This is a genomic window from Actinophytocola sp., from assembly GCF_036555685.1.
GTDB lineage: Bacteria > Actinomycetota > Actinomycetes > Mycobacteriales > Pseudonocardiaceae > Actinophytocola.
In genome coordinates, this window is the sequence record NZ_DATBKY010000239.1 from 38,543 (window position 1) to 49,275 (window position 10,733).

Consider the following 10,733-nt stretch of genomic DNA (forward strand, 5'->3'; position numbering starts at 1 on the left):
GGTCGAGTTACGGGAAGGCGGGACAGTGACCACTTTGGACGAGGCGGTCGCCGCCCGGCTCAAGCGCGACGCCGACGGGCTCGTCTGCGCGGTCGCCCAGCGCAAGGGGACCGGCGAGGTCCTCATGGTGGCCTGGATGAACGACGAGGCCCTGCACCGCACGCTGACCACCCGGCGCGCCACGTACTTCTCCCGCAGCCGCAACCGCCTGTGGGAGAAGGGGGAGAGCTCGGGGCACACGCAGCACGTGCACGAGGTCCGCCTGGACTGCGACGGCGACACGGTGTTGCTCGTCGTGGACCAGGAGGGGCCGGCCTGTCACACCGGCGCGGCGACGTGCTTCGACGACGACGTGCTGCTCACGTGATGTCGCCGGTGAGGTAGCGCTGGATGTTCGGTGCCACCGCCGCGACCATCGCCTCGATGTCGGTCGACGCGAGCGGCTCGAACTCGGCCACGTAGCGGATGAGGCCCATGCCGACCAGCTGCGAGGCGACCAGCGTCGCCCGGAGCTCCTGCCGGTCCGGGCCGACCGTGCTCACCACCCGCCCGACGATGTGCTTGACCAGGAAGTCCTGCAGCACGTGTGCGGCCTGCTCGTGGCTGGTGATGCTGCGGATCAGCGCGGTGAACACGCCGCCGCCCGTGGTGTCCCACGTGGTGAGGAAGGTGCGCACGATACGCTCGCCGACGTCCTCCTCCGGTCCGTCGAGCAGCCGGTCGACCAGGGTCTTCGGGCTGAACGGCAGCTTGAGCACGGCCTCGGCGAACAGGCCCTCCTTGCCGCCGAACCAGTGGTTGACCATGGCCGCGTCGACATCGGCCCGAGCGGCGATCGCGCGGACGGTGGCGCCGTCGTAGCCCTGCTCGGTGAACACCGCACGGGCCGCCTCGACCAGGGCGGCTCGCGTGTCCGTACCGCCCGGCCGGCGGCCCCGCCTGCGGGCGGTCCCTTGCGTCGCGGCCTTGCTCATCCCATCATCATGCGTCAAGGCCGAACCTTTTTCAACATGCTTTGAATTCCAGCGGGGCCCTGCCGAGCGGCGATGACGCGCGCGGGACAATGGACCACATGGTCAGTGTGATCGACACGGCGCCCGCCGTGTCCGGGTTGGGCGTGGTCAGTCCCACGCGCGAGGAGTTCCACCAGCTGGCGACCGAGCGGCGCGTCATCCCGGTCGTGCGGCGGGTGCTCGCCGACGCCGAGACGCCCGTGGGCGTCTACCGCAAGCTCGCGCGGGGGCGGCCCAACACCTTCCTGCTCGAGTCCGCGGAGAACGGCCGCTCCTGGTCGCGCTGGTCGTTCGTCGGCGTCGACAGCTCCGCCGTACTCACCGAGCGCGACGGCGGCGCCCACTGGGCGGGCACCCGGCCGGTGGGGCTGCCCAGCGACGGCGACCCGCTCGACGTCCTCCGCGAGACCGTCCAGATCCTGCACACCGACCCGCTGCCCGGCCTGCCCCCGCTCACCGGCGGCATGGTCGGATTCATCGGCTACGACGCCGTCCGCCGCCTCGAGCGCCTGCCCGAGCGCACCGAGGACGACCTGCGGCTGCCCGAGCTCGCCATGCTCTTCGCCACCGACCTCGCCGCGGTCGACCACCACGAGGGCACCATCACGCTCATCGCCAACGCCGTGAACTGGGACGACACCGCCGCGCGTGTCGACGAGGCGTACGACGGCGCGGTCGCCCGGCTGGACCGGATGACCGCCGACCTGCACACCCGTGCCGAGGCCACCGTCGCGGTGTTCGACAAGACCAAGCCCGAGTACCTGCGGCGGCGCACGCAGGAGGACTACACGTCGGCCGTGCGCACCGCCAAGGAGGCCATCCGCGCGGGCGAGGGCTTCCAGGTCGTCCTCTCCCAGCGCTTCGAGATCGAGACCGAGGCCGACCCGCTCGACGTCTACCGGGTCCTGCGCACCACCAACCCCAGCCCGTACATGTACCTGCTGCGCCTGGACGGCTTCGACATCGTCGGCTCCAGCCCGGAGTCCCTCGTCACCGTCCGCGACGGCGTCGCCACGACGCATCCGATCGCGGGCACCCGGCGGCGTGGCGTCGATCCCGACGAGGACGCGATCCTCGAGAAGGAAATGCTGAGCGACGAGAAGGAGCGCGCCGAGCACGTCATGCTGGTCGACCTCGGGCGCAACGACCTCGGCCGCGTCTGCCGCCCGGGCTCCGTGCACGTCGTCGACTTCTTCCGGGTCGAGCGCTACAGCCACGTCATGCACATCGTGTCCACGGTGACGGGCCGCCTCGCCGAGGGGAAGACCGCGTTCGACGCCGTGGCCGCGTGCTTCCCGGCCGGCACGCTCTCCGGCGCGCCCAAGCCGCGGGCGATGGAGCTCATCGAGGAGCTCGAGCCGACGCGGCGCGGGCTCTACGGCGGGGTCGTGGGCTACCTCGACTTCGCCGGTGACGCCGACACCGCGATCGCCATCCGCACCGCGCTCATGCGGGACGGCACCGCCTACGTGCAGGCCGGCGCGGGAATCGTGGCCGACTCCGACCCGCACGCCGAGGACGCCGAGTGCGTGAACAAGGCGAACGCCGTGCTCGCCGCGATCGCGACCGCGCAGACCATGCGCCCGGCGGCCGGGCAAGAGTGACCAGATGACCCGGCGAGCTCCACTGTGGATAGTCGCACTGCTCCTGGCGGGTGCGGCGGCCGCGCTGTGGGGCTCGACCCGCCTGACCTGGGGCACGGACGTCACCCCGCGGTTCGGCGTGGGCGTGGCGCTGGTGGCGCTGGCCGGGTTCGCGGGCACGGTCGCGGTCGGTGGCTGGGGCAGGCGGGTGGTCGGCGCGGTCGTGGTGCTGGCCGGCCTGCTCGCGGGCTGGGCCGTGCTCGCCGAGGGTGGCACCGGTGGGGGACGCTGGATCGCCCTGCTGGGCGCGGTTTTGCTGGTCGTGGCGGGAATCGTGGTGATCCGTCTCGCCGCGCGCCTGCCCACGCTCGGCGCCCGGTATCGGTCGGCTAACGCGCGACGCGCTTCGGGGGATGGGGACAAGGACATGTGGGACGGTCTGTCCCACGGTGAAGATCCAACCGTGAGCAACGTCGAGGATGACCGCTGAGCGTGGACCCGGTAACGAGTCGCCGCACGGTGCGGGGTTAGCATCCCTTTGGCGGGAAGGGGCAAGGCTGGTGACTGAATGCACCTGCGACACATCGGAAACGGCGAGAACGCCGAGACCGTGCAGCGCCGGCGAGTGTGGCCTGTGAGTGTTCTCGAGACGATCATCGAAGGCGTGCGCGAGGATCTCGCGGAGCGCGAGGCGGCGCTTCCGTTCGACGCGGTGAAGGAGCTCGCCGCGAAGGCGCCGCCGCCGAAGGACGTCATGGCCGCCCTGCGTGGCTCGGGCATCGGCGTGATCGCGGAGGTCAAGCGGCGCAGCCCGTCGAAGGGCGAGCTGGCGCAGATCACGGACCCGGCCGCGCTGGCGAAGGACTACGCAGACGCGGGCGCGCGGGTCATCAGCGTGCTCACCGAAGGGCGCCGCTTCGGCGGCTCGCTCGCCGACCTGGACGCGGTGCGCGCCGTGGTCGACGTTCCGTTGCTGCGCAAGGACTTCGTGGTCAGCCCGTACCAGGTGCACGAGGCCCGGGCGCACGGCGCGGACCTCGTGCTGCTCATCGTCGCCGCCCTGGAGCAGAACGCGCTGGTCGCGCTGCTGGACCGGGTCGAGTCGCTCGGCATGACCGCGCTCGTCGAGGTGCACACCGCCGAGGAGGCCGACCGCGCGCTCGAGGCGGGCGCGACTGTGGTCGGCATCAACGCCCGCGACCTGCACACCCTCGAGGTCGACCGCGAGGTGTTCGGCCGCATCGCCCCCGGCCTGCCGCTGGACGTCATCAAGATCGCCGAGTCGGGCGTGCGCGGTCCCGGTGACCTCATGACCCACGCCGGCGCGGGCGCGGACGCCGTGCTCGTCGGCGAGAGCCTGGTCGCGAGCCCCGACCCCAAGGCCGCGCTGGTGCAGCTGGTCACCGCCGGCTCGCACCCGGCGTGCCCGAGGCCGAGCCGGTGACCGAGCAGGACCCCCCCGACGACGGCACCGAGCACGAGCCCGGCGAGCACGATCCGACTGTGCACGATCCGACTGTGCACGATCCGGATGGGCGCGGCCACTTCGGTCCGTACGGCGGGCGGTTCCTGCCCGAGGCGCTGATCGGCGCGATGGACGAGCTGTCCGCCGAGTACGACAAGGCACGGGTGGACCCCGACTTCGTCGACGAGCTGAACCGCCTGCTCAAGGACTATGCCGGCCGCCCGTCGCTGCTCACCGAGGCGCCGCGGTTCGCCGAGCACGCCGGTGGCGCGCGCGTCTTCCTCAAGCGCGAGGACCTCAACCACACCGGGTCACACAAGATCAACAACGTGCTCGGCCAGGCGTTGCTCACGAAGCGGATGGGCAAGAAGCGGGTCATCGCGGAGACCGGTGCCGGCCAGCACGGCGTGGCCACGGCGACCGCGTGCGCGCTCATGGGCCTCGAGTGCGTGGTCTACATGGGCGAGGTCGACACCCAGCGTCAGGCGCTCAACGTGGCCCGGATGCGGCTGCTCGGCGCCGAGGTCATCCCGGTGAAAACCGGCTCGCGCACGCTCAAGGACGCGATCAACGAGGCGCTGCGGGACTGGGTCACCAACGTCGAGACCACCCACTACCTGCTGGGCACGGCGGCCGGCGGGCACCCCTTCCCGGTCATGGTGCGCAACTTCCACAAGGTCATCGGCAACGAGGCACGCGAGCAGATCCTGGAGAAGGCGGGCCGGCTGCCGGACGTGGTCGCCGCGTGCGTCGGCGGCGGCTCGAACGCGATCGGCATCTTCCACGGCTTCATCGACGACCCGGACGTGCGCCTGGTCGGCTTCGAGCCGGGCGGCAAGGGCATCGAGTCGGGCGAGCACGGCGCCACGCTGGGCGAGGGCACGCCCGGCATGCTCCACGGCGCGCTGTCCTACCTGCTGCAGGACGAGGACGGGCAGACGATCGAGGCGTACTCGATCTCCGCCGGCCTGGACTACCCGGGCGTTGGCCCGGAGCACTCGTGGCTCAAGGACACCGGCCGCGCGGAGTACCGCTCGGTGACCGATGCCGAGGCGATGAACGCCTTCCAGCTGCTGTCCCGCACCGAGGGCATCATCCCCGCGATCGAGTCGGCGCACGCGCTGGCCGGTGCGCTGCAGCTGGGCACGGAGCTGGGGCCGGACGGGCTGATCCTGGTGAACCTGTCCGGGCGCGGCGACAAGGACATGGGCACGGCGGCGGACTACTTCGGCTTCGTTGAAAAGTGACTGTGTGGAGAAGTGATGGCACGGCTCGACCCGGTGTTCGCCCGCACGCGCGCGGAGGGGCGGGCGGCGCTCGTCGGCTACCTGCCGGCCGGCTACCCCACCGTTGACGACTCGGCCACGCGGCTGACCGCGATGGTCGCGGCCGGCTGCGACATCGTCGAGGTCGGCGTGCCGTACTCGGACCCGGTGATGGACGGCCCGACCATCCAGGCGGCCGCCGACCAGGCGCTGAAGGGCGGCTTCCGGCTGCGCGACCTGTTCCGCGTGGTGGAGTCCGTCGCGTCGGCCGGCGGGCAGGCAGTGGTCATGACGTACTGGAACCCGGTCCACGCGTACGGCGTCGACCGGTTCGCGCGCGACCTGGCGGCCGCCGGCGGGCTGGGCATGATCACGCCCGACCTGGTCCCGGACGAGGCGGCCGACTGGCTCGCGGCGTCGGAGGCACATGACCTGGACCGGATCTTCCTCGTGGCGCCGTCCTCGACCCCGGAGCGGCTGGCCCTGACGGCGTCGGCCACGACGGGCTTCCTGTACGCGACGGCCGTCATGGGCGTGACGGGCGCGCGGGACAAGGTCGGCGGCGCGGCCGCCGGGCTCGTCGCCCGGGCTCGCGAGCACGCCGGCGACCTGCCGATCGCGGTCGGGCTCGGCGTGCGGTCGGGCGACCAGGCGGCGGAGGTCGCGGGGTTCGCGGACGCCGTCGTGGTCGGTTCGGCCTTCGTGTCCCGGGCGGCGGACGACGCCGGGGTGCGGGAGCTGGCCGCGGAGCTCGCGGAGGGCGTTCGCCGGCCGCTCGTGGCCCGGTAGCCGTCAGTCAGCGGAACGGGTCGGCGAACCGCGGCGGGACGCGGTCGTGCGGCACTCGCGGGTCCGCCTCCGGTATGACGAGGCGAAGCGCGGCGTAGAACTCGGCCTCGGTGCGGGTCTGGTGGACGGCCGCCTGGACGGCCGGTGAGGTGCCCAGGTACCAGACGCCCGCGGTGCGCTTGACGACACAGATGGGGCCGTTGCCGTTCGCGATGGCCGGGGTGGGCTCGACTACGAACGCGAAGGTCCGGTCGGTGATCCGGCACGCGGGCTCCGCCCAGCCGAACGACGCCAGCCACCGGACCAGGTGCGGGTGCTCGATCTTCCGCGCGGCCGGGTCGGGCGGCTCGGCGCGGCTCTCGCCGAGGATCTCGTCCGGGATGTCCGGGTTGTAGCTCGCCTCGCGCAGCAGTTCCTCGAGCTCGGCCTCGGACCGCGCGTTGAGGACAGGCATGGTGGCGGGGTTCGACGCGAGGTGCCAGACCTCGCCGGTCGCCTTGACGATCACCACCGGCCCGTTGCCGTAGGCCATCGTCTCGGGGTAGCCGTCGTGGTAGGTGTCCGGCTGCGTGTCGACCCAGAACGCGAAGCCGCCGTCGACGGTTCGAGTCTCCGCGTGCCGGTCGCCGAAGCGGCCGGCCGCCCAGGCCACGACTTCATCGCGGGACACCATGATCGTGATCCTGCCATGGCCGACCCTCTGTACCCGCTCGGTCCATCGCCCGTTACGGTGACGCCCGTGACTGTCGCGTCCAGTGTCTTCCTGGCGAACATTCCGAGCCCCGACCGTGGTGTTTGGGAGCTCGGTCCCATCCCCATCCGTGCCTACGCGCTGTGCATCATCGCCGGCATCATCGTGGCCATCTGGTGGGGCGAGCGGCGCTGGGTCGCGCGCGGCGGCACGCCCGGCACGGTCATCGACATCGCCGTGTTCGCGGTGCCGTTCGGCCTGGTCGGCGGGCGGCTCTACCACGTCATCACCGACCACGCCCGCTACTTCGGCGAAGGTCGCAACCCGATCGACGCGCTCAAGATCTGGGACGGCGGTCTCGGCATCTGGGGCGCCATCGCGCTCGGCGCGGTCGGCGCGTGGATCGGCTGCCGGGTCAAGAAGGTGCCGCTGCCGGTGTTCGCCGACGCGATCGCGCCGGGCATCGCGGTCGGGCAGGCCATCGGGCGCGTCGGCAACTACTTCAACCAGGAGCTCTTCGGCGGGCCGACCGACCTGCCCTGGGGCCTGGAGATCTACCGGCGCATCAACGAGTCGGGCGCCGAGGACAACCTCAACGGGGTCGCGGTCAACCACATCCCGGTGCAGGTCGTGCACCCGACGTTCCTCTACGAGCTGCTGTGGGACATCGGGGTCGCGCTGCTCGTCGTGTGGGCGGACCGGCGGTTCCGGCTCGGCCACGGTCGCGCGTTCGCGATCTACGTCGCCGGGTACACGGCCGGCCGCACGTGGATCGAGCTGATGCGCACCGATCCCGCCACGCAAGTGTTCGGCCAGCGCGTCAACGTCTGGGTCTCGGTGCTCGTGTTCCTCGGCGCGGTGGTCTACCTGATACTCGCCAAGCGGCGCGGTCCGCGGGAGGACCTGGCGGCGATCCAGGGCAACGTCCCGCCGGACACCGAACCGGCCGAGGGCGAGACGGAACCGTCCGCCGAGAAGCCGGCCGAGGACGAGGCCGAGGACGAGGCCGAGGACGAGACTGCGGACGAGGCTGGGGACGCGGACGAGTCGGCCGCCGAGCCCGCCGAGGCCGAGGACGACGAGGCCGCGAAGCCGGCCGGGTCCGAGCCGCCCGCGAAGGCGTCGGAGGACTCGTCCGCCTCGTCGGAGCCGGACGAGTCCGTGTCGTCGCCGGAGTCGCCGGAGTCCGAGCCGGCCGGGGAGGCGAAGGCCGCCGAGGCGCCGGCCAAGGCCGAGGACGCGAAGGCGGACGCGTCACCGGCGAAGGCGGATGCGGACAAGGAGCCGAGCCGCTCGGAGTCCTAGCCTCGGGACACCAGCCCGCGGCCGGTCACGAGCGGCAGGTCCAGCGCGGTCAGCAGGCCGGGCTTGGCCGCGACGACCGCCGGGATCGCGTTCACCAGCCGCATCGCGGTGGCCTTGAGCCCGGCCGTGTTGTGGTCGCCGTCCGTGGCGACCAGCCGCAGGTCGAGCGTGTAGTTCGGCTCCCCGGTGACCTCGACGCGGTAGCCGCCCTGCCCGGCCGGTCGCGGCCAGTCCAGGCCGAGGTCGGGCCGCAGCCGCGTCACGTGCTCCAGCACGCACACCGCCCGGCCACCGCGCATCCCGCGTACCTCGAAGCGCAGCGCGGCGGCGGTGCCGGCCTCGATGCGCCCGGACGAGATGTCGAACGCCTCCGGTGCCGGCAGCCGCGTGGCGGTCTCCTCGACACCGTCGAGCTCGACGCCGAGCCCCGCCGCGAGCTGGCGCACCACGCTGCCCCACGCCAGCGACAGGATGCCCGGCATGAGCAGCATCGGGGTGTCGTCGAGCGGCTTGCCGAAGCCCATGATGTCGAACAGCACCTTGGCGTTGTCGTAGGTCGAGTAGTCGAGGATCTCGAGGCAGCGGACCTCGTCGATGCGCTCGCACACCGAGGTGAGCACCAGCGGCAGCCAGTCGTTGGCGAAGCCGGGATCGATGCCGTTCACCCACAGCGACGCGCCGCCGGCCGCGGCCGCGCGGCGGATCGGCTCGACCATCTCGTCGGGCACCACGCCCGCCGGGTACTGCAGGAACACCGGCGAGCTGGACACGACGTCGACGCCCGCGCGGAGGATCCGCTCCAGGTCGCCGAGTGCCTCGACGATGCGGTCGTCGGCCATCGCCGTGTAGACGACGCAGTCCGGCTTGAGCGCGAGCAGCGCGTCGGCGTCGGTCGTGGCCGTGACGCCGAGCGGCCCGATGCCCGCGAGCTCACCCGCGTCCCGGCCGGCTTTGTCCGGAGTGGACACCCAGACGCCCGCCAGCTCGAGGTCGGGCCGTCGCGCGATGCCGGCGATCGCGTGCCGGCCCACGTTGCCGGTGCTCCACTGCACGACTCGCAGCGTCATGGTTCCCTTCGCTCCTCCGCTACCCGCCGTCTTCCTCCGTGTGGGCGGCGGACGCCGCGCCGCTCCCGTTCACAGGTCCGCCAGCCCCAGGTCGAGGTTCGGTGCCTGCAGGCCGCCGTCCACCTCGAGCACCTTGCCGGTGAGGTAGCCGCCGGCCGGCGAGGCGAGGAACAGGGTCGTGGCCGCGACCTCCTCGGCCGTGCCGATGCGGCGCAGGGGAGTGGCCTGCTCCATCTTGGTGCGCAGCTCGTCGTTGGTGAGCACGATGTCCAATGCGGACGTGGCCACCGATCCGACGGCGACCGCGTTGACGCGGATGCGAGGCGCGAGGTCGTACGCGGACAGCTCCGTCAGGTGAGCGAGCGCGGCCTTCGCGGTGCCGTAGGCGAGGAAGCCGCGCCCGCTGACCCGGCCCATGATCGACGACACGTTCACGACCGCGCCGCCGCCACCTTCGAGCATGATCGGCACGGCGGCCTTGGTGAGGGCGTGCGCGGTGGAGACGTTGAAACGGAAGGCCTCCTCGAGGAAGGCGGTCTCGGTGTCGAGCAACGGGCGCGGGTAGGTGCCGCCGAGGTTGTTGACGACGACGTCGAGCCGCCCGAACTCCCGGTGCGCGGCCTCGGCGAGCGCGGCCACGGCGTCCACATCGGACAGGTCGGCGGCGACCGGCAGCGCCCGCCGGCCGGCCTGGGTGACCACCTCGGCGACCTCGTCGAGGTCGGCCTTGGTGCGCGCGGATATCACCACGTCGGCGCCGGCTTCGGCGAGCGCCACGGCGGTCGCCGCCCCGATCCCGCGGCCGGCCCCGGTCACCACGGCGACGTGGTCGGTGAGCAGAAACCGATCCAGGATCACGCGCAGAAATGTAACACGTTCTACCTTGCGATGGTGGCCGCCGATCCCGTCCGCGCCGGCGCGGGCGGACGGCTATCGCCGGGGCTTGCGCGTCGGCGTGACGACCAGGTTGCCGTTGTCCGTCGTCAGAACCTCCACCGCCGCCGCGTAGTGGCGTTCGATGATCGGGCGGGTGAGAACCTGTTCCGGTGTACCCGAGGCGACCACCCGGCCGCCGTCGAGGAGCAGCAGGCGGTCGGCGTACTGGGCGGAAAGCGTCAGGTCGTGCAGCGTGCTGACCACCGTCGCGCCCTCTTCCGCGCGCAGGCGGTCGACGAGGTCCAGCAGCACCTGCGCGTGCCCGATGTCCAGGCCGGTGGTCGGCTCGTCGAGCAGCAGCAGGCCGGCCTGCTGGGCGAGCACCCGCGCGAGCACGGTTCGCTGGCGCTCGCCGCCGGACAGCGTGTGCAGCGCGCGCCCGGCGAGCGAGGACAGGTCGAGCCGCTCCAGCACCTGGTCCACGATCTCCAGGTCCGCCCGGCGCTCGCGGGCCAGCGGCGCCAGGTGCGGGGTCCGGCCCAGCAACACGTAGTCGGTCACCGTGAGCCGGTCGGGCAGCTGCGGGGTCTGCGGCGAATACGCGATCGCCCGGGCCCGCCGGCGGTTGGCGAGCGCCGCGGCCGGCTCGCCGTCGAGCAGGATCTCGCCGTCGGGGTCG

At 72.4% G+C, this 10,733-nt stretch carries 12 protein-coding genes; 7 read left to right on the forward strand and 5 right to left on the reverse strand.

The features are described 5' to 3' along the window. Positions 1-25 precede the first annotated feature (25 nt). Positions 26-367 carry a phosphoribosyl-AMP cyclohydrolase gene (gene hisI, locus VH969_RS24065; RefSeq protein WP_331978009.1) on the forward strand — a complete coding sequence of 114 codons (342 nt, stop codon included), beginning with the start codon at positions 26-28 and terminating at the stop codon, positions 365-367. Here hisI and VH969_RS24070 read toward each other — a convergent pair. After that, on the reverse strand, positions 360-974 hold the full coding sequence (locus VH969_RS24070) for a TetR/AcrR family transcriptional regulator (protein WP_331978011.1): 615 nt from the start codon (positions 972-974) through the stop codon (positions 360-362). The genes hisI and VH969_RS24070 overlap by 8 nt on opposite strands. 98 nt (positions 975-1,072) lie before the next feature. Between VH969_RS24070 and VH969_RS24075 the strand changes: the two genes are divergently transcribed. From VH969_RS24075 to trpA, 5 genes are all read left to right on the forward strand, one after another. Further along, on the forward strand, positions 1,073-2,617 hold the full coding sequence (locus VH969_RS24075) for an anthranilate synthase component I (RefSeq protein WP_331978013.1): 1,545 nt from the start codon (positions 1,073-1,075) through the stop codon (positions 2,615-2,617). A 4-nt stretch (positions 2,618-2,621) separates the two neighbouring features. Next, positions 2,622-3,086, forward strand: a complete 465-nt coding sequence (locus VH969_RS24080) for a Trp biosynthesis-associated membrane protein (protein WP_331978015.1) — start codon at positions 2,622-2,624, stop codon at positions 3,084-3,086. Positions 3,087-3,230: 144 nt separating this feature from the next. Further along, on the forward strand, positions 3,231-4,040 hold the full coding sequence (trpC, locus tag VH969_RS24085; RefSeq protein ID WP_331978017.1) for an indole-3-glycerol phosphate synthase TrpC: 810 nt from the start codon (positions 3,231-3,233) through the stop codon (positions 4,038-4,040). 59 nt (positions 4,041-4,099) lie between these two features. Then, entirely contained in the window at positions 4,100-5,308 is a 1,209-nt protein-coding gene (gene trpB / locus VH969_RS24090) for a tryptophan synthase subunit beta (protein WP_331978031.1), read from the forward strand. Positions 5,309-5,323: 15 nt separating this feature from the next. Beyond that, positions 5,324-6,115 (forward strand): tryptophan synthase subunit alpha, encoded by a 792-nt coding sequence (gene trpA, locus VH969_RS24095; RefSeq protein ID WP_331978019.1) that lies wholly within the window; start codon positions 5,324-5,326, stop codon positions 6,113-6,115. A 7-nt stretch (positions 6,116-6,122) separates the two neighbouring features. Here the strand turns inward: trpA and VH969_RS24100 are convergent, their stop codons facing one another. Then, complete coding sequence (locus tag VH969_RS24100) at positions 6,123-6,788, reverse strand: hypothetical protein (RefSeq protein ID WP_331978021.1); 666 nt, start codon at positions 6,786-6,788, stop codon at positions 6,123-6,125. A gap of 15 nt (positions 6,789-6,803) precedes the next feature. Here VH969_RS24100 and lgt point away from each other — a divergent pair, with 15 nt between their 5' ends. After that, positions 6,804-8,111: a prolipoprotein diacylglyceryl transferase gene (gene lgt, locus VH969_RS24105; RefSeq protein WP_414638607.1), complete on the forward strand. Its 1,308-nt coding sequence runs from the start codon at positions 6,804-6,806 to the stop codon at positions 8,109-8,111. Here the strand turns inward: lgt and VH969_RS24110 are convergent. The 3 genes from VH969_RS24110 to VH969_RS24120 all read right to left on the reverse strand — a co-directional run. Further along, a complete protein-coding gene (locus tag VH969_RS24110) occupies positions 8,108-9,178 on the reverse strand; it encodes an NAD(P)H-dependent amine dehydrogenase family protein (RefSeq protein WP_331978025.1) in 1,071 nt (356 codons plus the stop codon). The two genes, lgt and VH969_RS24110, sit on opposite strands and share 4 nt — an antisense overlap. Before the next feature lie 69 nt (positions 9,179-9,247). Further along, a complete protein-coding gene (locus tag VH969_RS24115; RefSeq protein WP_331978027.1) occupies positions 9,248-10,036 on the reverse strand; it encodes an SDR family oxidoreductase in 789 nt (262 codons plus the stop codon). A 72-nt stretch (positions 10,037-10,108) separates the two neighbouring features. Next, a partial coding sequence (locus VH969_RS24120; protein WP_331978029.1) for an ABC transporter ATP-binding protein occupies positions 10,109-10,733 on the reverse strand: 625 nt, incomplete at its 5' end.

Coding starts and splice junctions, on each gene's coding strand:
- VH969_RS24070 (WP_331978011.1), bottom strand. CDS start 974: ATGAGCAAGGCCGCGACGCAAGGGACCGCCCGCAGGCGGGGCCGCCGG.
- trpA (WP_331978019.1), top strand. CDS start 5,324: ATGGCACGGCTCGACCCGGTGTTCGCCCGCACGCGCGCGGAGGGGCGG.
- VH969_RS24100 (WP_331978021.1), bottom strand. CDS start 6,788: ATGGTGTCCCGCGATGAAGTCGTGGCCTGGGCGGCCGGCCGCTTCGGC.
- lgt (WP_414638607.1), top strand. CDS start 6,804: ATGGCCGACCCTCTGTACCCGCTCGGTCCATCGCCCGTTACGGTGACG.
- VH969_RS24075 (WP_331978013.1), top strand. CDS start 1,073: ATGGTCAGTGTGATCGACACGGCGCCCGCCGTGTCCGGGTTGGGCGTG.
- VH969_RS24080 (WP_331978015.1), top strand. CDS start 2,622: ATGACCCGGCGAGCTCCACTGTGGATAGTCGCACTGCTCCTGGCGGGT.
- VH969_RS24110 (WP_331978025.1), bottom strand. CDS start 9,178: ATGACGCTGCGAGTCGTGCAGTGGAGCACCGGCAACGTGGGCCGGCAC.